We start from the raw sequence: 23,168 nt of genomic DNA on the forward strand, positions 1-23,168 counted from the left end.
CGGCATTCAGCATCAGGGTAGCGCTGCGACGCGGAAATCGCGCGCCGTTGCCGCGCCCCGCAGTGCCCGCTTCCCCCGAGAACAATTATCAGTGCAGGTAGACGGCTTGCCGATTTTTGAAAAAGCCGGCTATGGTTGACCCCCGCGGCTTAAACGTAGTAGATAGGCCCCTTTCGTGGCACGGCGTCAGACCAGTCTAATTGGGATGGGGCTTATTTGACCACCTGTCGATCTGATTGCCCAAGTAGTCAAAAAAGCCCCGTCCCAAATTAGCCACCTTGCCCCATCGGGCTGGAGCGGGTAAGATATACCGAGCGCCTAGCGCGTTCGATGGGTTCGGATGACGACATGTTCCGAATCTGGTCAGGTCCGGAAGGAAGCAGCCATAAGGAGCCTCTGTCGGGCATCCGAATCCATCGAGTGCGCAGGCGTTTTTTGGTGCCGCGGCTACCCGCGAGTGCCGGCAGGGCGCTTGGTGTCTTGCTGGTCCTCGGCTTCGCCTGCGGGATCGCTCGACTACCAAGCGCCCTGCCGGCACTCGCGGGTAGCCGACCAAAACCGCCTGAAGGGTCACATTTATCTGATAATTGAATCCCCGGCGTTATGCCGCTCGCTGGCGTTGCCAAAACATCGGCTGCTACGTGCCTTGGGCGCTAGTGACCGTTGCCCTTACATCTGTAACGAGTTGCTTACGCATCTCCAGGGTTCTCCGTACTATCATGAATCAGATTGAATTGAGATGATGATAGGGAGCGCCTTTTTATGATTGAGCTGCTCGGGCGTTTTGGTGGTAAATTTCGCCGGTATATGGTGATTGGCCCTGCGTGCAAGTTGATTGAAGTGATCTTTGACCTGCTGACGCCGCTGGTGATTGCCCAGATGATCGATAAGGGCATCGGCGCACACAATGTGAACGCTGTCGTCCACTACGGCATGGTACTTGCCGCCATGGCCGTGATCGGCATCTCGTTTACGCTCGTCTGCCAAAAGATGGCGGCGCTCACCTCGCAGGGTATGGGTACCGACATTCGCGGCGCACTCTACCAGCACATCAACAAGCTGAGCTATGCTGAGCTCGATCGCTTTGGCACGCCGTCGCTCATCACGCGTATCACCAACGATGTCAACCAGGTGCAGCTAGCTGTGGCGCTGGGCGTGCGCATGCTCATCCGCTGGCCTTTCCTGGCGGTGGGCTCCATGGTCGCGGCCCTTGCCATCGACCTTAAGCTCGGCATCATCTTTTTGATTTGCACGCCCGCCATCGGCCTGGTGTTTTGGTTTGTCATGGCGCGCTGCATCCCGTACTACAAACAGCTGCAGGCAAAGCTCGATCGCATCGCGCTTATTTGCCGCGAGGGACTTTCGGGCGCCCGCGTGGTCCGGGCGTTTGTGCGCGAGGGTCACGAGCGTGGGCGTTTTGCCCAGGCGGCCGATGACCAGGCGCGTGTCGCAATCGCGGTGGGCAAGCTCTCGTCGATTCTCAACCCCGTCACGTTTTTGGTGATGAACCTGGGCGTGTGCGCCATCCTGTGGGTGGGCGGCGTCCAGGTCAACGTGGGCGAGCTCACGCAGGGCCAGGTCATGGCGTTCGTCAACTACATGACGCAGACCCTGACCTCCATCGTGTATGTCGCCAACCTGGTCGTGGTCTTTACTAAGGCGAGCGCCAGTGCGTCGCGTCTCAACGAGGTGCTCAATTGCGTGCCGAGCATTACCGACGAGGGCAACCAACCGGTTGCGCTGCCCGAGCCGAGCGAACTGGCGGGTGGCGCTGCTCCAGTCCCCGCGCTGAGCTTGAGCCAAGCGAGCTTCTCCTTTGGCGCGGGCGCCGCCAACGCCGTCAATGACGTGACCCTGGAGCTGCCGCTGGGCAAAACGCTCGGCATTATCGGCGGCACGGGTAGCGGTAAGTCGACGCTTATCTCGCTTATCCCGCGCCTGTACGACACGGGCGTCGGCAGCGTGAGCGTAATGGGTGCCGACGTGCGCGCCTGGCCGCTCGATCAGCTGCGCCATGTGGTCGCGACTGTTCCACAGCGCGCGTCGCTCGTGAGCGGCACCATCCGCAGCAACCTGACCTGGCGTGACGAGTCGGCGACCGACGAGGAGCTCTGGGCGGCGCTCGATATGGCGCAAGCGAGCGAGTTCGTGCGCAACAAGCCGCAGGGGCTCGACGCCCCGGTCGAGGCGGAAGGCAAGAACTTCAGCGGCGGTCAGCGCCAGCGCCTGACCATTGCGCGTGCCCTGGTGGGCTCGCCGCAGATTCTGATTATGGATGACTCCGCCTCGGCGCTCGACTTTAAGACCGACGCGGCGCTTCGCCACGCCATCCGCGAGCGCAGCGTACGCGGTGCCGCCGCGGGCGGGATCCCGCTGACCACGGTGATCGTGAGCCAGCGCGTCTCGACCGTGCGCGATGCCGACATGATCTGCGTGCTCGACCACGGCTCGGTCGCGGGCCTGGGTACGCACGACGAGCTGTACGCAAGCTGCCAACTCTATCGCGAGATTTGCCAGTCGCAGCTTCGTCGCGAGGAGCTCGAGGGTCAGCAGGGGAGCGTGATGCCCGCGTCCGTCCCAAGTCCCGCGTCCGCCCCGGCTGCCCCGGCATCCACTTGCGCAAAGGAGGGCTGTTAAATGAATCCGTATACTTCTTCCGGTTCGGTCGCCACGATGACGGCCAACGTGTCCGGCAACGATAGCCTCAACGACTTGGGTGACGGCCCGCGTCAGCCCGGTGATCCCGAACGCTACCCCGTGGGCGCGGTAACTCGCCGCCTGCTGGGCTACGTCCGTCCGCATCGCATTTCGTTTACGGCGTCGTTTGTGAGCGCCGCCATCTCGGTGGTCTTGCAACTCTATACGCCCATCCTCATTGGCGAGGGCATCGACCTCATCGTCGCGGCGGGTCAGGTGGACTTCGACGCCTTGCTGCCGCTTGTTACCAAACTCGCCCTCGTCGTGGTGGGGGCCGCGGCCTTCCAGTGGCTGCAAGGCTATTGCGTCAACCGCCTGTCCTACGAGACGGTGCGCGACATGCGCGTGGAGGCAAGCGACAAGCTCAGCCGCATGCCGCTCAGCTTTATCGACGGCCATGCCCACGGCGACCTCATGAGCCGTGTGGTCAACGACGTCGATCAGGTGGGTGACGGCCTGCTACAGGGCTTTACGCAGCTCTTTACCGGCGTTATCACCATCGTGGGCACGCTCGCATTTATGCTCTCCATCAACCTGACCATGACGCTTGTGGTGGTGCTCGTCACGCCGCTTTCCATCTTTGCGGCCGGTGCCATCGCCAAGCTTTCCAACAAGAGCTTTGCTGCTCAACAGCGCATCCAGGGCCAACTCGGCGGTCATATCGAGGAGTATGTGGGTGAGCAAAAGCTCGTGGACGCCTTCGCCTACGGCCCGCGCGCTCAACAGCGCTTCGATGTCCTCAACGCCGAGCTCTATACGGCGGGCGAGCGCGCGCAGTTTATGGGTTCGCTTTCCAACCCCGGAACGCGCTTTATCAATAACATCATCTACGCCGTGGTCGCCGTGATCGGCTGCGCGGGCGTGATCACAGGCGTGCCCGCGACGCTCACGGTGGGCGGCGTGCAGATCTTCCTGTCCTACGCCAACCAGTACACTAAGCCGTTCAACGAGGTCACGAACGTCATCACGCAGATCCAGACCGCGTACGCCTCGGCGCGCCGCATGTTCGCGTTGCTCGATGCGTGCGAACAGGAGCCCGACGCTGTGGATGCCATTGAACTCGCCGCCCCGAAGGGCGAGGTTTCGTTTGAGCATGTGGACTTTAGCTATGTGCCCGATCGCAAACTGTTGCAGGATATCTGCATCGACGCCAAGCCCGGTATGCGCATTGCCCTCGTCGGTCCCACGGGCTGTGGCAAGACGACGCTCATCAACCTGCTGCTACGCTTTTACGATATCGATGCTGGGCGCATCGCGGTCGATGGTCGCTCCTCGCGTGACTACACACGTGCGAGCCTGCGCCGCGCCTTTGGCATGGTGCTGCAGGACACCTGGCTGTTTAAGGGCACGGTGGCCGAAAACATTGCCTACGGTTGCCCCGATGCCACGCGCGAGCAGATTGTCGAGGCCGCCAAGCGCGCTCATGCGCATAAGTTTATCGTGCAGCTGCCAGGCGGCTACGATACGGTGATCGGCGAGGGCAGCGGCACGTTTAGCCAGGGTCAAAAACAGCTGCTGTGCATCGCGCGCGTCATGCTCACCGACCCGGCTATCTTGCTACTGGACGAGGCGACCTCGAGCATCGATACCCGCACCGAGCTGCAGGTGCAGGCGGCATTCGACGAGCTCATGGCTGGCCGCACGAGCTTTGTCGTGGCACACCGCCTGTCGACGATTCGCGACGCCGATTGCATCCTGGTAATGCGCGATGGCGAGATTATCGAGCGCGGCACGCACGATGAACTGCTCGCGGCAGGCGGCTTTTACGCCGAGCTCTACCGCAGCCAATTCGCCCAGTAAGCAAGACGTGGGGCAAATGAATCAATCGGCAGACGGTGGTTTACATCTGCCACGTTAGTACTAAGATATTCATCTAATAAATTGCATTAGTGGCTTTAGTTTTGGGGGAAACGAGGCAACGTGACTATGACGTGCTCTTTGGTGGTCAACAGCAAGAGCGGTAATACCAGGATGGTTTCGGGCGCGATCAAGCGCGCTCTGCAGGCTGCGGGTGTCGAGTTTGTCCATGCCGCGGCGTTGAGCGACGATGCGGATGCGGATCAGGTTGCACTCGAGGCGCAGGGCGCCTGTGCGGCCGACATGGTGCTCGTCGGTTTTTGGTGCGACAAGGGCGCATGCACGCCTTCGGTCGCGGCGTTGCTCTCCGCCTTGCACGGCAAACGCGTCTTTCTGTTTGGTACCTGCGGTTTTGGTGCCAGTCAGAGATATTACCAGCAGATTATCGATCGTGTGACCTCCAATTTGGCCGATGATGCCGAGCTAGTGGGCTGGGCAATGTGCCAGGGCAAGATGGGCCCCGCGGTCAAACAGCGCTACGAGGCCATGCTCGAGCAAGATCCCGACAACGCCCGCGCTAAGTTGCTGCTCGACAACTGGGTTGCCGCAAAGGACCATCCCACCAAGGATGATTTGGACCATATGGCGGCAGCGGCCAAGAAGGCCGTGCTGGGCGAGTAGCTTCGCCGTTCGCGGTCCTTCGTGCAAAACAATACAAACGTGAAAGCCTCGAAGTTCTCGAGGCTTTTTTCTTGACAGGGGACCGCTCCGTGGCAAGCGTTTGGGGTAACATTTTCCATCACCCCGATGACGAGGCCGTCTTGAACGACACGCTCGCATGCGCTCGCTGGATGTAGTCAGAGTGGGACGGGCTTTCCGGATGGGCGGGATATCGGAAAGTGCGACCCGGAACTTGCAATCGGAGTGGGATGAGGTTTCCCAACGGAGCCACAAGCGGAAACTGCATCCCACTCCGAACGTGAATTCTGGGACACGGTTTCCGGATGAAAAAAAGGCCACATGACGTGGCCTTCAACTTATATATGTTGCGGATGCTCTCATGAAAAGCCACGCCTCAACACCGAGGCGTCTGCCCGAGCGGCGCGGAACGTAAGGTTCATCGCGAGTTCCGCACGAGCCGGAGAGCACTTAATGTGCTCTCCGTGCGAGCAGGACTGCCCGAGCAGGGAACCTAACATTCCGCGCCGCCGGGCAGACGAACCAGGTCGAAGGACCCGCTACTTGATCTTAGTAGTACCCGGCGCCAGGTTGGGGTCGGTCTCGTTGGCCTCGGTCTGGAAGTGCTCCGTATAGACGTTCTTGCCGTCGCGGAACATCTCGTAGTACTGCATCTTGGCGTAATCCTCGCGCGCCTTGGTGGCGGCAGCGGCAGCGGCGTCGTCACCGGTGACGTTGGAGGAGAGCGCCCAGCGCAGGCTGGCGTCCTCGTAGCCCACGGAGTTGATGGCGGGCAGCGACTCACGCAGCGTCATGTGCGCCTTCTGGTAGTCGGTCAGCGGTGCGCCGATCAGCTGCATAAGCTGGGTGGACAGGTAGTTGGTGGACAGGTCGTCGGTCTCGCTCGTCTGGTCGCAACCGGCAACGTCGTAGTTGGCCCAGATGATGTAATCGGTCTGCCACAGGCGCTCCTGGTGGGTGGCGTCATCCTCGCCAGTAAACCACTTATCGTTGAACTTGGACGGGAAGAACGGCTGGTGGTCGCCCCAGAACACCACGACCACCTTACGGTCGAGCTTGCTCAGGGCGTTGAGGAAGTAGCGAAGCGCCTGATCGGACTGCTCGATGCACGAGACATACTCGTCGACATCGGAGAGCGTGCCGTCCTCGACGGTCTTGGCGTCCAGGTCGGTCGTGTCGATGTTCAGGTGCATCTGCTTGTCGACCGGCAGCAGGCCCGTGTCGTAGCCCGAGTGGTTCTGCATGGTCACGTCGAAGATAAACTGCGGATCGGCGTTCTGGTCGAGCAGCTCAAGAATCTTGTCGTAGGTCGCCTGGTCGGTCACCATGCCGCGCAGGGTATCGGCGCCCTGGAAGTCGTTGATGGATAGGAACTGGTCAAAGCCAAAGTCCTTGTAGACGTTCTCGCGGTTCCAGTTGGTCGCGTGGTTGGGGTGCATGGCCGTGGTGGAATATCCGAGCGACTTGAACTGCTCTGCCAGGTTCCCAGTCGTTTCCATGTTGTAGATGGTGTAGGGGTACACGCCCGAGCCCAGGTTGGCCATGGAGTTGCCGGTCATAAACTCAAACTCGGTATTGGCGGTACCGCCGCCGTAGGCGCTCACATAGAGCTTGCCGCGGCTGAGGCAGTTGGACAGGCTCTTAAAGTACTGCGGGCCCTCGTAGCCGGCGCGCATGTTCTGGTAGATCGACAGATCCGAGAACGTCTCGTTCATGATGGCGATGACCGTGGGCTTCTCGCTGTCGAATTGCTCCTTTGCGGCGGTGCGCTCGTCACTCTTGGCGGCGTCGGACTTGTCGTAGGCCTTGGCGTACTTTTTGAGCGTGGCCTTGGCGTCATCGACAGAATAGTCGGCGGGTTTGGGCGGCTTGATGGACTGTGCCGCGCTAATAAAGGCAGGCAGGTAGCCCTCGCGCCAGTAGCTCTCGAGCGGACGCCAGGTGTAGACGGTGATGCCGAGGGTGTTGTAGTAGTCGATGAGCGTGACATGCGCGGTCACGCCGCCCAGGCACAGCACCGCCACGAGCAGGTTGGTGAGCAGCATGCGCTTGGCGTTGGCGGCGCCCTTCTGACGGTGCGGCGCGACCAGGCCGGCGTACTCGCACAGCAGCATGGCGATGGCGGTAAAGCCCATGGATAGCACGCAGAACAGCGAGATCGAGAAGGTGTAGCCGGTGCCGGCGACCGCGGCGGCGGTGGAGATGGCCGAAAGGTCGCCCGGCTGGATGGGCATGGATTTAAACGTGATGACAAAGAACTCGGCAATGCCCAGGACAAAGAGGGCAAAGGCCAGGACCGCGGGAGCTGCGCCATGACGCTGGAACAGAAAGAACAAGCCGGTCATGAGCACGGTGATGATGGCCCACTCGAGCAGGATGCACAGGGGGTAGACCCAGGTAAAGTCGTGGTTGGACGAGACCTCCATGCCCAGCAGCGCAAAGACGCCGGCGAGCAGCAGGCACAGGACGGCGGCGACGAGCGGTTTGCCCACAAAGGCGCCGCGCAGGCGGGCGAGCTTGCCGGTGGGGGCGGGGGCGTCGGGCGCGGCAAACGCAAAGACGCGCGGGGCGATGCGGTCGCGGGCGATGCTGGCCCAAGCGCAGCCGGTGAGGATGGCGTTGGTCAGGATGAGCATCACAAAGGCGAGCGGCTCGTTTTGGGCGACGAGGCCAATGGCGCCCCAAATGGTCAAAAAGAGCTGGAACAGGCCGAAGGCGACGCTCCACCCAAGAGCGCTTTTGGCGACGGTGCCCGACTGAGCGCGAATGGCCTTGGCCTCGCGCAAGACAAGGTAGACGGTCGCCGCAAGACCGACGAGCGAGATGGCGGCAGCGAACATGCTGAGACTCCTCACAAACTAAAACCTACGAAAGCGGGGGTTTACCCGATTGTTACCAAGCTATGCGCTGCATTTGGTGACTGCGCACAACAACCAGCCATAATAACGCGCGTGCGTGGCGGTGTTGCGCAATGTAGCGGCGACCTGCGCGATAATGGACGGGAATTACACGGAAACGTAAAGGCTTCTTAAAGAAATGGCGAGGGTAGGGCGATGAGCGAGCAGGTTTGCAAGGCGGACATGGGCGGCGACGGAGCGGCGGTCGATACGTGCGGCTATCCGATCGAGACTACGGGCAACGCGGTGCTGGACATCTTGGAGCACCGTTCCTCTACGCGTGCCTTTGCGCGCGATGACGACGACCGTCCCGTAGCGGTGACCGACGAACAGCGGGCGGCGATCCTGCATGCGGCGAGTCGCGCGCCGTCGGCGGGCGCCATGATGATGTATTCCATCGTAAGCATTCGAGAGCAGGCCACATTGGACCGTCTTGCCGACCTGTGCGACCACCAGCCCATGATCGCTAAGGCGCCTTGGGCACTAATATTTGTGGTCGATTATGCCAAGTGGATCGATTTGTTTGAGCACGTGGGCTGCTTTGAGCCCGAGTTTGTCGAGCGCACGGGCAAGGCGCCCCGCCGCGCGCCGGGTTTGGGCGACTTTGCCATCGCGGCCCAGGATGCCGTGATCGCTGCGCAAAACGCTGTGGTTGCCGCCGAGGCCCTGGGGCTGGGGAGCTGCTACATCGGTGATATCGTCGAGAATGCCGAGGAAGTTGCCGAGCTGCTCGATCTGCCGCCCTATACCATGCCGCTGTCGATGCTCATCATCGGCACGCCTCGCAAAGAGCGCCCGGCCATTGCGCATCCCGTGGTGAACCTGGTGCACGAGGAACGCTACCGCCGTGCGGACGACGCGACTATGGACGCGCAGGTGGCCGAGATGGACACGATGTTTCGCCCGCACGCCCGCGAGGTGGGCGAGCGCGTCGTGGATATCTACACCCGCAAGCACACGAGCCCCTTTATGGCCGAGATGAGCCGCTCCATGGAGTGGTGGTTCAAAAACTGGCTCGGAAAATGACGAATGTGACAAAGGGACAGCCACTTTGTCACATTCCATATCGCCGCGGTGGCCTAAAGGCCGTATAAATGTTTATCTAGCTGGGAAAACAGTGCATTAAAACATGGGCCGATTGCCTATAATCCCTTCGAACATTAAAGTTGGGAGGAAACCGGCTTATGGAACAAAAGGCCAAGGAGGCAGCCTCGCACGCTGCGATTCCTGTGAGCATCTCGGCGATGCTCGTCACGCTGGGCGTGGTGTATGGCGATATCGGCACCAGCCCTATGTATGTAACCAAGGCGCTCGTTGCCGGCAACGGCGGCATCGGAAGCGTCACGGAGGAGTTCGTGCTCGGCGCGCTCTCCCTTGTCGTGTGGACGGTCACGCTGCTGACCACCATCAAGTATGTGCTCATCTCGCTGCGCGCCGATAACCATGGCGAGGGCGGCATCTTTGCCCTGTACAGCCTGGTCAAGCGTTGCGGCAAGTGGCTTATCATCCCCGCCATGCTGGGTGGCGCCGCGTTGCTCGCCGACGGCATCCTGACGCCGGCCGTTACCGTTACCACGGCCATCGAGGGCCTGCGCACCATCCCGGCGGTCCATGCCGTGCTGGGCGATGACCAGGGCCGCGTCGTCGCCATTACGCTCGCCATCATCATCGTGCTCTTCTTGGTACAGCGCATCGGTACGGCCAAGATCGGTCACGCCTTTGGCCCCATCATGACGCTGTGGTTCTTGTTCCTGGGCGGCACGGGTCTGTTCTTTGTCTTCCAGCACCCCGCCGTGCTGCTGTGCCTCAACCCGGTGCGCGGCATCGCCTTTTTGCTGAGCCCCAACAACCACGCAGGCATCATGATTCTGGGCAGCTGCTTCCTCGCCACCACCGGTGCCGAGGCGCTCTACTCCGACATGGGCCACGTCGGCCGCGGCAACATCTACGCTACCTGGCCGTTCGTTAAGTGCTGCCTGCTGCTTTCCTATATGGGCCAGGGCGCTTGGCTTATGAACAACGCTGCCAACCCCGAGCTCATGGGCATTGCTGATCTCAACCCGTTCTACCAGATGCTCGCCCCGGGCCTGCGCCCGTTTGCCGTAGGCCTTTCCACCGTCGCGGCCATCATTGCCTCGCAGGCGCTCATCACCGGCGCATTCTCGCTGGTGTCCGAGGCCAGCCGTCTGGACCTCATGCCGCACATGCAGGTCTTCTACCCTGCCGAGACCAAGGGCCAGCTCTATATCCCCATGGTCAACAACGTCATGCTTGTCGGCTGCGTCATCGTGGTGCTGCTGTTCCAGAACTCGGCGCATATGGAAGCCGCCTACGGCCTTGCCATTACGCTGACTATGATGTGCACCACGCTGCTGCTCTTCTTCTACCTGCACGAGGAGCGCAAGCTCAAGGTTGCTCCGTGGATCTTCGCGGCCTTCTTCCTTTTGCTCGAAGGCTTCTTCTTCGTGAGCTCGCTCACCAAGTTCTTCCACGGCGGCTACTTCACCATCCTCATGGCTGCACTCATCATGGGCATTATGGTGTGCTGGTACAACGGCACGGCGGTCGAGCAGCGCCAGTTTACGCTGCTGCCGCTGCGCAGCTACTTGCCGCAGCTCAAGCGCCTGCGCGATGACGATCGCTACGAGCGCCTGAGCGACAACATCGTGTACCTGACCAAGGACACCCATACCGACTACATTGACCGTGATATCGTCTACTCGATTCTGGACAAGCATCCCAAGCGCGCTCGCGCCTGGTGGTTCGTGAATGTCGAGACCATGGACGAGCCGCATACCTTTGCCTATTCGGTCGAGACGTTTGGCACCGACTACGTGTTCCGCGTGCATCTGTACCTGGGCTACAAGATCAACCAGCGCGTCAATGCCTACCTGCGTCAGGTCGTTCAGGACCTGGCTGCCACCGGCGAGCTGCCGGCGCAGACGCATGACTACTCGGTCTACAAGGATCCGGGCAACATCGGTACGTTCAAGTTCGTCATGATCCGCAAGCTGCTGGCACCCGAAAGCGACGTGGAGCCGAGTGAGCGTACGGCCATTACGCTCAAGTACATCATCCGCCGCGCCGCCGGCACGCCGGCGCGCTGGTACGGCCTGGAGAACTCCAACGTGAGCTTTGAGTATGTGCCGCTGTTCACCAAGTTTAAGGCTGTGAGCAAGATGCAGCGCCTGGCCCCCAACGAGCGCCCGTAGGCGCCGACGGGTTGCATGGAGTTGGTTTTCGATGGACAAGATTGGGGCCGGGGAGGCAAACATGGATGCAAAGATGCTTGATGGCCGCGAGGTGGTTGCCGAGATGGTGCGTGAGGCACGCGCCGACGCCGCCGAAGATCGGTTCTTTACGAATCGTGCCAACATGGACATGGCCGATCGCGTTATTTCGATCGTGGCACTGGTATTTGGAGCGGTGTGCGTGTGCGCCCTGCTCGCGCACGTTCTGTTTGTCTAACGATCGCAGGCTGCAAAGGCTATACACTTGGAACCACCACAAGGGAAAATCACCACAAAGGTGCCTGTCCCCTTTGTGGTGGTTTTTGTTTTTGAGAGAGGGGCGGGGCGCTGATGGACGTCCGTACGGACGGCGATTTTGCCGATAGCTTTTGGTGGCGGCGCACAACGCTGACGCGCCGCAGCCCTCTGTATGACGTCTGCGTGTCGGCGGGGCTGCTGGTCGCGGCGACGATTGTGGGCACGCTGCTCGACCATCCGGGTCTCGCGCCGAGCATCATGATCGTCTATGTGTTCGCCGTTCAGCTGTGCGCATTCTTTACCTGGAGTCGCCTGTATTGCTTGCTGAGCTCGGCTGCCGCCGTGGCGCTCTACAACTTTTTGTTTGTCGATCCGCGCTACTCGCTGTCGTTTATCGACCGCGTCTATCCTGGCATGTTCTTCATTATGTTTGCGGTCTCGCTCGTGTCGAGCTCGATTGCGTTGGCCCTGCGCCGCGCCTTGGCGCAGGCCGCCGCCAGCGACCGCCGCACGCAGATGGTGCTCGAGACCAACCGCATGCTGCAGCGCTGCGCCGATCAGCAGCAGATCGTGCATGCCATGGCAACGCAGCTGGCACGTCTTTCAGCCTGTCCGGTCGTGTGGTACAGCGCCGATCCGGAAGACGATGACCTGCTGCCGCGCGCGACGTACACGGCCGTGGGCGATGCCACGCCGGTGCACGAGCTGGTGCCGCAGATGCCGCCGCGGCTCTCGGCGTCCGCCTATGTGGGAACGCCGCTCGATGCCACCTACGGCGGCTCGGCGTTCTACGGCATCTACCTGACCGTGCGCTCGGGCGACACCATGGTGCGCGCGGGCGATCCCGCCTCGGTGGTGGGCGTGCTGGCTATCGTTGCCGAGCCCGACGTGCTGACGCACGAGGAGCGGACACTTGCCGATGCCATCGTGAGCGAGGGCGAGCTGGCGCTCGATCGCGCCCGCGCCATGGAGGCCCGCGAGGAGGCGGCGGTGCTCGCCAAGAACGAACAGCTGCGTGCCAACCTGCTGCGCTCCATCTCGCACGATCTGCGCACGCCGCTCACCAGTATTTCGGGCAATGCCGACGTGCTGCTCGACCAGGGCTCGACCGGCACCGCGGTGCTCGATGCTCAGACACGCCGCGGCCTGCTGCTATCCATTCGCTCGGATGCGCTGTGGCTCAACGCCACCGTCGAGAACCTGCTTGCCATCACCAAGCTCGAGGGCGGCGGCATGCATCTGTCGACAACGCTCGAGCTCATGGACGATATCGTCGAGGAGGCGCTGCGCCACGTGAACCCGGCCGTGCGCGAGCACGACCTTAAGGTGGTGCCGTGCGACGAGCCGGCGCTCGTCAACGTCGATGCGCGCCTGATGGTGCAGCTGGTGGTCAATCTGGTGAACAACGCCATCGCCTATACGCCCGCAGGCTCGCATATTGTGATCTCGATTGGCGCTGACGGCGGGTGCGTGAGGTGTTCGGTCGCTGACGACGGGCCGGGCATCGCACCCGAGGACCGTGAGCGCATATTTGAGTCGTTCTATACCGCCAACCACGGCTTGGCTGACAGTCACCGCAGCGTGGGCCTGGGGCTTTCGCTCTGCCGCTCCATTGCGTTGGCGCATGGCGGTAGCATAGAGGTTGCCGCGGCGGATCCGCACGGCTCGGTCTTCACGATTGAGCTTCCCGTCGCCGATGTTTCGTTTGATAAGGAGTAGCGCCGTGCCGAACTCTGCCGTAAAACCGCTCATCTTGGTCGTTGAGGACGACCCCGCCGTCCGCAACCTTATCGTTGCCGCGCTCGAGGCGCACGGCTTGCGCCATATGGCTGTGGAGACCGCCCATGCCGCCATCGCCGCCGCCTCGTCGCAGGCGCCGAGCATTGTGCTGCTCGATCTGGGCCTGCCCGATATGGACGGCGTCAAGGTGGTGGAGTCGGTGCGCACATGGTCGGGCATGCCAATCATTGTGGTCTCGGCGCGCAGCGAGGACGCGGACAAGATCCGGGCGCTCGATGCCGGTGCCGACGACTACCTGACCAAGCCGTTTTCGGTCGAGGAGCTGCTCGCGCGCATTCGCACGACGCTCAGGCGCCTTTCGTATGCGCAAACGGGCGGCGTTGCCTCCGAGGGCTCGTTCGATACCGGTGAGCTGCATATCGATTTTGATGCCGGCATCGCCACGATGGATGGCGAGGAGCTGCATCTGACGCCGATCGAGTACAAGCTCCTGTGTCTGCTGGCGCACAACGCCGACAAGGTGCTGACGCACCAGTTTATCCTGCACGAGATTTGGGGCACGGCGACCAAGAGCGACCTGGCGAGCCTGCGCGTCTTTATGGGCACACTGCGTAAGAAGATCGAGTCCGACCCCGCGCATCCGCGCTATATCCAAACGCACGTAGGCATTGGCTACCGCCTAGTCACCCAAGGCTAGATAGCCAACCACCATCCCAATATGAGTTGCGGTGAAATAGTTCCTGGTTTTGTCCTTTAGGAGGCTTTTCGGGAGCTATTCCACCGCAACTTTTTTATTTGCCCTTGGACTCAGTCCTCTGCCCTCAAGTTCTTCCGGATGCTATGTTTGTACTTGCTGGCGATGGGTCGACAGGGCGAAGGCGCTAAAAAGCCATCTCACGGCGTCCGTCGACACTAAAATGGCTCTGAAGACGAATTGTGTCGGCAGTCCGGGGATGGGGCTACAATCGTGAGCGTCTGCACGATTCACGGAAGGCCCAGCATGATTTCATACGACACCAAGGTGGAAGTGCTCGAGAAGCTCGATAGGCTTACGCGCGATCTCAATATCGACAGCGTTAGGACTTTCACGACGGCGAACATCGCCGCGGAATGCCACGTGAGTCGAAGTCTCGCCAGCCAGTATCTCAACGAGCTCGTGCGGCAGGGACTTGCGATCAAGGTGAACACGCGTCCCGTGATTTTTCTCCACCGCCATGCTGCGGAGCGTTATTTTCGCTGCAAGCTCGATAAGCTCGAATTTGCCTCGATGCAGGACCTGCTCAAGACCGTTGGCATGGATGAGGCCCACGATTTCGATAAGGCGATCGGCTTCGAGCTGAGTTGCGGCACGTGTATCGATCATCTGAAAAGCGCGATCCGCTATCCCCCTCATGGGCTGCCGGCGCTTTTGGTGGGCGAGCATGGAACCGGAAAGCAGCTTATGAGTGAGCTGACGTTCGAGTACGGCGTCAACAGCGGCACGCTGCCCCAGAAAGCTCGCTACATCCATATCGATTGTGCCTGCTACGAGGGGCGCGATGCCGATCTAGAGGGGGCGGTCTTTGGTGAGGGGCCGCAAAGTGGCGCACAGTATGAGGCCCAAGGTGGCGTGGTCTACTTGAGCTGCTTTGACCATGTGTCCGCCGCGGCCCGCGAAAGGATACTCCAGCGGATCGGAAGCGGGGATAGCGACGAGGGGACCGATGTTCGGCCGCCCCGTTTTCTCCTGTCGACCAACCGCTCGGTCGATAGCGATGTTGTGCGCGCTATCGCGCGCCGCGTTCCGATTCTGGTCAGTCTTCCTCGGCTCGCGGAGCGTGGCGTCGAGGAGCGAACGTCGCTTGTCATGCATTACCTTCGTGTCGAAGGCCGCCGCGTGGGTGCCGATATTGCTGTGAGCCGCGGCGCTCTGAGGGCCCTGGTCAACGCCGATTTTAAGGATAACATCGATGGCTTGCGCTCGTGTATCACCAACTGCTGCGCCAGCGCCTATCTCAACCGCGATAGCGAGACCCTCACCATCCAGACATACAACTTGCCATCGAGTGTGATCGGTCATGCTGAGCCCGAGCCCGATGACGACCGAATCATCAGCGGCGACAAGGACGTTAACGATCCTTCCGCCCGTGCGATCGGGTTCTTTCAAAAGATTATCGATCCGGTCGACGCACTCGATGCGGGGGAAATCAGCTTCACGGAGTTTTTCACCGGTGCGGCTATGTCGGTGCATGCCTACGATGACTACATGAACTTTGAGAACCAGAGCATGAACCCTCGCATCAGCTCATATGAACAACTGCTGGGGCCGATGGTCGAAGAGGTTAACCGCGCCTACGGTATTGAGCTTACGCGCAAGATAACGCGTTCGATTGCCCAATCGCTCTTTACTTTGCTATGGAGCGGGGTTAACCTTGTCAAATGGCGGCAGCTCAATACGGTTTGCATCAAGCGCGCGCTCGACTTACTGGCAAAGAACCAGCCGGGCACGGCGACGGTCGTCGAGCAGGTTGCCGTCAAGACCAAGATCGCCCTGGGCATGGAGCTTGACGATCTGTCGCAGTTGATCTTGTTCATCGAGGTGGGGGATACCCTGCGTACGACGGGCGGGCCTCGGGATTATTTGGGTGTGATCGTCTGCCACGGTTATTCGACCGCCACGAGTATCGCGGATGCTGCCGATCGAATCCTACGGACGCACGTGTTCGAGGCAATCGATATGACGTATGACCAGGATGTTACCGAGATTGTGGGACAGCTGTCGCGTCTGCTCGAACGTTACGCGCATTGCAAATCCATGGCGATTCTGGTCGACATGGGCTCGTTGGAGAAGATCAACGACGCCGTCAGCGGGCTTACCGCCTGCGATATCCACATTGTTAACAACGTGTCGACAGGGCTCGCTCTCGAGGTGGGCAGCGCGCTCATCGCCCATGCGGATCTTTCGGGCGTGCTCGACCGTGCTGGCGAAGTGTGCGCTCCGGGATACAGTATCGTACGCGGCTCGCGTGAGAACGATGCTGTCGCGTTTTGCTCCGAGTCGGGAATCGATGCGGCGGATAAGATCCGCGGCATCGTGCAGAATAGCCTTCCGGGAAGGCCGAACGTCCAACTTGTCACCTGCGATTATTCGATGCTGGCGCAAAAGGGCGATGCCGCGCCCCTGTTCGATGGATATCGGATCAGGGCGATCGTGGGAACGATGGACCCCGGCGTCGCCTCTGTTCCCTTTGTCGGGCTCGAGGATATCCTGTACCAGGGAAGCTCCGATGCGCTCGATCGGGCGCTGTTCCCGCTCGTCGATCCCGAGGGGGTTGCGGAGTTTCATTCCAACCTTCTTCGCAACCTTACGCTCAAGAGCGTTATCGAGTCGATCACGATTCTCAATCCCGAGATGCTCTACATCGAAGCCGACCGTGCCGTCAAACGCCTGGCCGAGCTTTCGGGCGAGGAGATCGATGCGCGTCGCAGGATTGGCGTCTACGTGCATCTCTGCGGCTTGATCGAACGCCTGGTCACCAAGAACTTTGTGGATGAGGCACCCGATACCGACGCATTTGAACGCGACCATGCCGATTTCATCGAGTGGTTCCGCGAGGCGTTCGCCGACATGACGAGGCGCTACCGTGTCGAGATTCCCGTGTCCGAGATTTCCTACGTGCACCATATGCTTCATGTCAAGATGAGCGACGCCAAGGGCCGTGCCACGATTGCGGGCATGATCCTAGAGGACGAGTAGCTCATATGCCCGACTGGTATATGCCAGTCGGGCATATGTTTCGACACTGATATCGTCAATTTGAATCTCAACTGTCGATAACTTCACAATTCCTGTTTATCTGCGCCCCTGGGTTGTTGCAACCCAGGGGCGCCTGTCGATTCGACGCGTTGCCGGCCGGCAAGGGGACTCGTGCCGCTATCTTGGGGTCAGCAAGAGATGAGGGCGCATGATTACCACGGCTGCCCTCTCAAGGGAGCGGGTTTTGACCCCGCAAGTTTGGAAAGGAAGGGTTGCAATGAGCATCGTCGCAGGGCGCATCGATTATCGACTCCTGCACGGCATCGTCCAGGGTTTCTGGTGTCCCACCTATGCCACGCAGCGCACGATGATTATCGACGACGCCACGGCCAATGACGAGGTGCGGAAAGCCGCCATGAAGCTTTCGAAGCCCTCGGGTCAGGCACTTTCGATTATCACGGAGGAGAAGGCCCTCACCAATTTTAAAGCCGGTAAATACGACAACCATACCGTGTTTACCATCGCTCGCGATCCGCAGACGTTTCTCGATCTCATCGAGGCTGGGCAAAAGATCCCGGTGCTCACGCTGGGGCTCACGGAGCTTCCCCCCGAGGGCACCCCGGGCGTCCAAGCGGGGCGCCGCGCCTTCATCAAGGAGGAGGACATCCCGGTTTATCAGAAGATCGCAGCCTCTGGGACCAAGGTCGAGGTCCGCTATATGACCACCGACAAACCTGTGCCCATCTCAGAGTTCATCTCGTTGTAAGGAAAGGTGATAGACGTGGAAGTCAACGCACTTCAGTTTGCCCTGCTTGTCATCCTTGCGGGTTTCCGTACGGTTGACGGGTACGCTACCCAGATGATTCCTAACATGCATGCGCTTGTATGCTGGCTCACTGGCATCATCCTGGGTGATCCCAATGTCGGCCTGATCGTCGGCGGTACCATCCAGCTCATGTCCATGGGTGCCGTGGGCCTGGGCGGCTCCTCCGCTCCCGACTACGGCATGGCGGGCATGGTCGCCACAGTCACGGCCTGCATCACCGGCAACGACGATGTGTCCGTCGGTCTTGCCATCGGTGTCGTCGTCGCCATGCTCTACGTGCAGCTCGACGTCATCTTCAAGATCTACAACTCCTGGGTCTTCAAGGTCATCCGCGGCTACGCCGTCAAGCGCGATTACAAGAAGATGCTTGCCTCGTGCTTCCTGTCCCACGTGTGGCTGTTCCTCCAGGGTGCGCTCCCGATGGTCATCGTCCTTGCCTTTGGCAAGTCCGCGGTCGAGGCCATCAATGCCTTCATGCCCGCTTGGTTCACCGGCGGCCTTTCCATCGCCGCGGGTGTCCTGCCTGTCACCGGCTTCGCCATCCTTCTGACCTTCATGCCGGTCAAGAAGTTCTACGCGTTCCTGATCGCCGGCTACGTGCTCGCTGCCTACCTCAACCTCTCCGTCCTGCCCATCGCGCTGCTCGGTGCCGTCGTCGCTATCGAGTACTTCCGTCTCAAGTCTGAGACCCCCGCCGTCGCCGTTGCCGAGATTGGAGGCGAGCTCGAAGATGAGTAACTTCTTCAAGCCCAAGGATTTCAAGGATTTCGATGAGGCATCCGCTCCCGTTCAGCTGCCCGATGGCACGTACGAGCCTGTCCTGACCGACGAGGATCTCAAGATCTGCTCCAGGCGTATGTGCCTCATGGACACTGCTGCGTACTCCTATGCCACGCAGAATGCCCCGTGCGCTATGTTCGCCTCGTACTATGCTCTGCGCAAGATCTATGGCAACGACGAGGACGCTTTTAACGTTGCGATCTTGAATCAGCTCGACTGCGTGTTCAACGCGACTCCTCCCGTTTCGGGCCTGCTGCTTGGCGCCGGTCTCGCCATCGAGGATAAGGGACATCTCAACGGCGTCAACGCCGAGAACGACCTCAAGGTCGGCCTCATGGGTCCTATCTCGGGCATCGGTGACGTCTTTATCTGGCTGTTGCCCATGACCATCTTTGGCTCCATCGCTGGCTACATGGCTCAGCAGGGAAGCCCTGTCGGCATCCTGCTCTGGATCGCCATGTGGGTCGCCCTGTATTTCTGGCGCATGCAGAACTACGTCCAGGGTTACAAGGCAGGTGCCTCCGTCGTCACTAAGATGGGCGATAAGCTTAATGTCCTTACTGACGCAGCCTCGATTCTCGGCCTCACCGTGGTGGGTTCGCTCATCTACAGCTCTGTCAAGATTTCCACGCCGCTTACCTTTGCGTATGGTGAGATCTCGCTTGGCATCCAGGAGGGCGTACTCGACCAGATTTTCCCCAACCTGTTGGCCGTCTTGCTTGCGGTGCTCGTCTACAAGCTGATTAAGAAGGGCGTTAAGCTCAACTGGATCATCTTGGGCATCCTGGCTGTGAGTTGTGTCTGCGCGGGTTTCGGTATCCTCGCCGTCTAAGCACTTTCCACCTGTTTCCTTCCTTTTGCCGGGAGGCCTTCCCCGAGCCTCCCGGCGTGCCGCGGGCGCCATCCCGTGGCAACGGTTCGTGCTCGAACCGTTCCATTGCAGCCGCCGCATCTTTCCTACACGCCGCGGCGGCTGCTATGGGATGATTCGTCTAGACGATGTTCCGCCACTACATGGGTCGTCGTTTTCGATTCAAGGAGATAGTTTATGAGACACGTCGTGCTCGCATCGCATCATCGGTTTGCTCAGGGGCTTGCCGACACGCTTGAATTCCTGGGTGCCAAATGCGACTTCCACGTTATCTGCGCCTATGTCGACGATCAGCCGCTCGAGCCTCAGGTCGCCGCGGTGTTCGAACGATTTGGCCCAGATGACGAGGTACTTGTTCTGACCGATATTCTTGCCGGCAGCGTCAACCAGAAGTTCATGCCCTATGTGGGACCTAATGTGTTCGTGGTTGCCGGCGTGAACGTTGTGCTCGCTATGGAGCTTTGCCTGGCGCCGATGCCTCTTACCAACGAGGGGATCGAGGAGGCCATTGCCATGGCCGGTCAGTCCATCAAGCTGCTCAACACCATTCAGGTCGAAGATGACGAGGCCGACGAATAGATAAGAGGCATACCATGCTCATCAGTGAGGTCATCCAGCACGTCAAGGACTATAGCTTCGGCATCGACTCGCTCACCGGCAAGTCGATCGACGAGGGGGCCACGCGCGACAAAGTGCTCTATGGCGACACCGCTCAGGAATGCACCGGAATCGTGACGTGCATCTGGCCCACGGTCAACGTCATCAAGAAAGCACGCGAGCTCGGCGCCAACTGCATTATCAGCCACGAGGCCATTTTCTGGAACCATGGCGACCATCAGGATGCGGTTGGCAGCACGTTGGCTTTCAAGGCTAAGAAGGAGCTGCTCGATGATTGGGGTGGCGCGGTCTGGCGCTGCCATGATTTCATCCATTCCCGTGTGCCCATCGATACGGACGGAGCCATGGCCGACGGCATCTTCTATGGTCTGGCCTGGAAGCTCGGCTGGCTTGATTATCGCGTGGGCGACGATAAAGGCTCCTGTCTCGAGTATGAGATTCCCGAGACGGATGCCACCGAGCTTGCCCGCGAGCTGGTCGTAAAGCTTGGGCTCAACGGCACGCGCATCGCCGGCGACCCGCATGCTCGTGTGCACCGCGTGCGCGTGCCCATGCATGTAATGGGCAATGCCAAGGACGACACGCATGAAATCAACGAGACCGATGTCCATGGCGATGACTGTCTCATGACCATGGAATTTATCGATTTCACCACGTGCGAGTACATCCGTGATGCCGGCATGCTCGGACAAAACAAGTGTGCCATCACCATCGGTCACTTCAACCTCGAAGAGCCGGGTATGGAGTATATGGTGAGATGGCTGCCCGAAGCGCTGGGGACCGATGCGATACCTGCGACGTTTGTGCGCATGGAGGATACGTACTGCTACGTTGTCGCCTAACAAATAGAAAAACGTGCCCGGGACGGCCTATGCGTCAAGCCCGGGCTTTTTTGAATGGAGGAAAGCCGTGAAGGCCGCAAGTGTTTCCGTCGGTATCGCACCTCAAGGTAAATTCTGGATGGAGGGCTATATCCACCCCATCCGAAAAGAGCCGGGGCTCGGCATCCACGACGAGCCGCGCGCGACGCTGCTTTTGGTCGAGGTCGAAGGCGCGCGGACGCTATTCGTTTCGATCGATGTGTGCGTTCTCAAGGCTGAGACGACTGCCGCGATGAGGACGGGGCTGTCGGGCTTGTTGGGGATCGAGGTGGGGCACATCGTCATCAACTCGATCCACACGCATTCTGCGGCGAACGGATTCGGGGGAGCTGGGTCCATGGACATTCCCACCACGCCGGGATACGTCGAGTATGTGACTGGGTTGGTGCTTCAGGCCGCGACGCGGCTTTGCGATTATGAACGGGACGTTAAGGCCCAGATGCTCATACGTCATGTGCGCGGCTGGTACTCGAATCGTAACGATGCCGAGCTTCCGTTCGACGATGAGGCCCTGATTTTGCGCTTTGTGTATGAGGATGGGTCCGTTGCGGGTGCCATGCTCAACTTCAACTGTCACGCGACGGTCGTCGGACCCACCAACCGACTGCTCACGACCGATGTCCAGGGCGGGGTGCGCGACGAACTCGTCGATTGGATTGGCTGCGTGCCCTATATCTTTACGGGTGCCTCGGGCGACCTGGGCAACCGACAGTTCCGCCAGGGTAATGATTTCGCCGAGCTCCGACGTGTCGCCAACGGTATTGCCGGCGAGATCATGAAGGGGACCTTCGAGCCGGTCGAGCTTTCGGCACCCAAAGTGAGCCGTTTTTCGCACCATGTCCACTACAACAACGAACAGTTCTACCCTGAGTACCAAAGGCAGCTTGACGAGGTGCTCGAGGTACTCGCCAACAATCCCACCTTCGACGAGAAGAAGCTCGCTGATACCGAGAAAGCTATGCTCGAGGACCAGCTCGAGCGCCACGAGATGGACTTTACCGTAGAGATAACTACGCTCGACTTTGGCAGCGTGGTGTTCGCGACCTTCCCTGGCGAGCTGGCGAGCGAGCTTGGCGCCTACATTAGGGAGTCGTTTGCGGGAACGGGTAAGCATCCGGTGGTGATTGGCTACGCCAATGATTATCAGGGGTACTTTGTCGCGGCACACACTTATGGCGGCACGAGCTACGAGAGCTATGTGACGCAGATGCCCAAAGGTTGGACCGAGAAGATGCTCGAGTCCTATCGGGGGCAACTGTGACAGCGCCGGGCCTGTTGGCACCGCGAGCGGGCGAGCTCGCTGTCGGATTCTTTGATGTTGACGGAACGCTGGTCTATCGCGACCCCGAGACGGGGCCTGGCAGCGTGCCGAACGAGCGGGTTTGCCAGGCTATCCGGGCGTTTGCCCGTGCGGGTGGGGTGCCCATCATTGCGTCGGGGCGAGCCATGCCTGGACTCGTGCAGCTGTTCGATTTATTGCCTTTCCGCGGCTGCGTGAGTCTGGACGGTGCCTACGTTCAGCTCGACGGCGAGGTTATTGCCGACCGATGCTTCGATCGCGTCATGCTGGAACAGATGGTCTCCGAGATGATCCGGTGCAGGATGGCGGCTTTTTTCGAGGGAACGGACGGTTGTGTCGAGCTTTCGCCTACGGGGGAAAGTCTGTATGACTGGGGCGAGGTCGCCTGTGATTTGGAAGGCATGGCTCGCGCTAACCCGTCGCTGCGATTTGGCAAGGTTGACTTTATTGACGTCGCGATGCAGGCATATCGAAAAAGCGAGTATCTTCGGTGCGAGCTCGGCTACTACGACGTGGGCGATGGATGCCACGAGCTGGTGATGCCGGGCGTCAATAAGGGGTCGGGATTGCGGCTTTTAGCGGACAGGATCAAGCGAGGACTGCCGGATGGCTTTCGAATGGTGCGAACTTATGCGTTCGGCGACTCGGAAAACGACCTTGCGATGCTCGAAGCCGCGGATGTGTCCGTCGCGATGGGGCAAGCGGCGTCGCATGTGCGCGAGGCCGCCGATTATGTGACCGATTCCTGCGCCGAGGACGGTGTGGCGACGGCGCTGGAAGCGCTCGGCCTTATCTAAGGGGCTTCACCAGAGGTATCGTCAAAATAGCGAATGGGGCA

The 23,168-nt window shown here is 60.3% G+C and carries 17 protein-coding genes and 1 other RNA gene; 17 read left to right on the plus strand and 1 reads right to left on the minus strand.

Annotated features, from left to right (window positions below):
• Positions 1–327: 327 nt before the first annotated feature.
• The 4 genes from ffs to bilS all read left to right on the plus strand — a co-directional run bounded on the left by ffs (position 328) and on the right by bilS (position 5,175).
• An RNA gene (gene ffs / locus I1969_RS07820) (signal recognition particle sRNA small type) lies at positions 328–423 on the plus strand.
• Positions 424–762: 339 nt separating this feature from the next.
• A complete protein-coding gene (locus I1969_RS07825; protein WP_195234347.1) occupies positions 763–2,637 on the plus strand; it encodes an ABC transporter ATP-binding protein in 1,875 nt (624 codons plus the stop codon).
• On the plus strand, positions 2,638–4,497 hold the full coding sequence (locus tag I1969_RS07830) for an ABC transporter ATP-binding protein (RefSeq protein ID WP_195234349.1): 1,860 nt from the start codon (positions 2,638–2,640) through the stop codon (positions 4,495–4,497).
• 126 nt (positions 4,498–4,623) lie between these two features.
• The gene (gene bilS / locus I1969_RS07835) at positions 4,624–5,175 is read left to right on the plus strand and encodes a flavodoxin family protein BilS (protein WP_195234351.1); all 552 of its coding nucleotides are present in this window, start codon (positions 4,624–4,626) and stop codon (positions 5,173–5,175) included.
• Between the two features lie 557 nt (positions 5,176–5,732).
• Here bilS and I1969_RS07840 read toward each other — a convergent pair.
• Positions 5,733–8,033: an LTA synthase family protein gene (locus tag I1969_RS07840; RefSeq protein WP_195234353.1), complete on the minus strand. Its 2,301-nt coding sequence runs from the start codon at positions 8,031–8,033 to the stop codon at positions 5,733–5,735.
• Positions 8,034–8,246: 213 nt separating this feature from the next.
• On the opposite strand from I1969_RS07840, the gene I1969_RS07845 reads away from it, so the two are divergent.
• From I1969_RS07845 to I1969_RS07905, 13 genes are all read left to right on the plus strand, one after another.
• Positions 8,247–9,116 (plus strand): nitroreductase family protein, encoded by an 870-nt coding sequence (locus tag I1969_RS07845; RefSeq protein ID WP_195234355.1) that lies wholly within the window; start codon positions 8,247–8,249, stop codon positions 9,114–9,116.
• Positions 9,117–9,274: 158 nt separating this feature from the next.
• Positions 9,275–11,302, plus strand: coding sequence for a KUP/HAK/KT family potassium transporter (locus I1969_RS07850; RefSeq protein ID WP_195234357.1), 2,028 nt, complete (start codon positions 9,275–9,277; stop codon positions 11,300–11,302).
• A gap of 61 nt (positions 11,303–11,363) precedes the next feature.
• Positions 11,364–11,558, plus strand: coding sequence for a hypothetical protein (locus tag I1969_RS07855; protein ID WP_099432344.1), 195 nt, complete (start codon positions 11,364–11,366; stop codon positions 11,556–11,558).
• A 113-nt stretch (positions 11,559–11,671) separates the two neighbouring features.
• Entirely contained in the window at positions 11,672–13,297 is a 1,626-nt protein-coding gene (locus I1969_RS07860) for a sensor histidine kinase (RefSeq protein ID WP_195234359.1), read from the plus strand.
• A 4-nt stretch (positions 13,298–13,301) separates the two neighbouring features.
• Positions 13,302–14,015, plus strand: coding sequence for a response regulator (locus tag I1969_RS07865; RefSeq protein ID WP_217108349.1), 714 nt, complete (start codon positions 13,302–13,304; stop codon positions 14,013–14,015).
• 303 nt (positions 14,016–14,318) lie between these two features.
• The gene (locus I1969_RS07870) at positions 14,319–17,054 is read left to right on the plus strand and encodes a PTS sugar transporter subunit IIA domain-containing protein (protein ID WP_195234369.1); all 2,736 of its coding nucleotides are present in this window, start codon (positions 14,319–14,321) and stop codon (positions 17,052–17,054) included.
• Positions 17,055–17,331: 277 nt separating this feature from the next.
• The gene (locus I1969_RS07875) at positions 17,332–17,820 is read left to right on the plus strand and encodes a PTS system mannose/fructose/N-acetylgalactosamine-transporter subunit IIB (RefSeq protein ID WP_195234371.1); all 489 of its coding nucleotides are present in this window, start codon (positions 17,332–17,334) and stop codon (positions 17,818–17,820) included.
• 15 nt (positions 17,821–17,835) lie between these two features.
• Positions 17,836–18,618, plus strand: a complete 783-nt coding sequence (locus I1969_RS07880) for a PTS mannose/fructose/sorbose/N-acetylgalactosamine transporter subunit IIC (protein ID WP_195234373.1) — start codon at positions 17,836–17,838, stop codon at positions 18,616–18,618.
• Positions 18,611–19,492: a PTS system mannose/fructose/sorbose family transporter subunit IID gene (locus I1969_RS07885; RefSeq protein WP_195234375.1), complete on the plus strand. Its 882-nt coding sequence runs from the start codon at positions 18,611–18,613 to the stop codon at positions 19,490–19,492. Before I1969_RS07880 ends, I1969_RS07885 begins: the two co-directional genes overlap by 8 nt.
• A gap of 216 nt (positions 19,493–19,708) precedes the next feature.
• A complete protein-coding gene (locus I1969_RS07890; RefSeq protein ID WP_195234377.1) occupies positions 19,709–20,110 on the plus strand; it encodes a PTS sugar transporter subunit IIA in 402 nt (133 codons plus the stop codon).
• 14 nt (positions 20,111–20,124) lie between these two features.
• Entirely contained in the window at positions 20,125–20,991 is an 867-nt protein-coding gene (locus I1969_RS07895; protein ID WP_195234378.1) for a Nif3-like dinuclear metal center hexameric protein, read from the plus strand.
• Between the two features lie 67 nt (positions 20,992–21,058).
• Positions 21,059–22,291 (plus strand): hypothetical protein, encoded by a 1,233-nt coding sequence (locus I1969_RS07900; RefSeq protein ID WP_195234380.1) that lies wholly within the window; start codon positions 21,059–21,061, stop codon positions 22,289–22,291.
• Positions 22,288–23,127 carry an HAD family hydrolase gene (locus I1969_RS07905; protein ID WP_195234382.1) on the plus strand — a complete coding sequence of 280 codons (840 nt, stop codon included), beginning with the start codon at positions 22,288–22,290 and terminating at the stop codon, positions 23,125–23,127. Before I1969_RS07900 ends, I1969_RS07905 begins: the two co-directional genes overlap by 4 nt.
• The last annotated feature ends 41 nt before the right edge of the window (positions 23,128–23,168 follow it).

The sequence above is a fragment of the Collinsella aerofaciens genome, assembly GCF_015548375.1.
Taxonomy (GTDB): Bacteria; Actinomycetota; Coriobacteriia; order Coriobacteriales; family Coriobacteriaceae; genus Collinsella; species Collinsella aerofaciens_AB.

What these genes read in the sequence shown, in the direction of transcription:
- I1969_RS07825 (WP_195234347.1), top strand. Translation starts at nt 763, where the DNA reads ATGATTGAGCTGCTCGGGCGTTTTGGTGGTAAATTTCGCCGGTATATG.
- I1969_RS07830 (WP_195234349.1), top strand. Translation starts at nt 2,638, where the DNA reads ATGAATCCGTATACTTCTTCCGGTTCGGTCGCCACGATGACGGCCAAC.
- bilS (WP_195234351.1), top strand. Translation starts at nt 4,624, where the DNA reads ATGACGTGCTCTTTGGTGGTCAACAGCAAGAGCGGTAATACCAGGATG.
- I1969_RS07840 (WP_195234353.1), bottom strand. Translation starts at nt 8,033, where the DNA reads ATGTTCGCTGCCGCCATCTCGCTCGTCGGTCTTGCGGCGACCGTCTAC.
- I1969_RS07845 (WP_195234355.1), top strand. Translation starts at nt 8,247, where the DNA reads ATGAGCGAGCAGGTTTGCAAGGCGGACATGGGCGGCGACGGAGCGGCG.
- I1969_RS07850 (WP_195234357.1), top strand. Translation starts at nt 9,275, where the DNA reads ATGGAACAAAAGGCCAAGGAGGCAGCCTCGCACGCTGCGATTCCTGTG.
- I1969_RS07855 (WP_099432344.1), top strand. Translation starts at nt 11,364, where the DNA reads ATGGATGCAAAGATGCTTGATGGCCGCGAGGTGGTTGCCGAGATGGTG.
- I1969_RS07860 (WP_195234359.1), top strand. Translation starts at nt 11,672, where the DNA reads ATGGACGTCCGTACGGACGGCGATTTTGCCGATAGCTTTTGGTGGCGG.
- I1969_RS07870 (WP_195234369.1), top strand. Translation starts at nt 14,319, where the DNA reads ATGATTTCATACGACACCAAGGTGGAAGTGCTCGAGAAGCTCGATAGG.
- I1969_RS07875 (WP_195234371.1), top strand. Translation starts at nt 17,332, where the DNA reads ATGAGCATCGTCGCAGGGCGCATCGATTATCGACTCCTGCACGGCATC.
- I1969_RS07885 (WP_195234375.1), top strand. Translation starts at nt 18,611, where the DNA reads ATGAGTAACTTCTTCAAGCCCAAGGATTTCAAGGATTTCGATGAGGCA.
- I1969_RS07890 (WP_195234377.1), top strand. Translation starts at nt 19,709, where the DNA reads ATGAGACACGTCGTGCTCGCATCGCATCATCGGTTTGCTCAGGGGCTT.
- I1969_RS07895 (WP_195234378.1), top strand. Translation starts at nt 20,125, where the DNA reads ATGCTCATCAGTGAGGTCATCCAGCACGTCAAGGACTATAGCTTCGGC.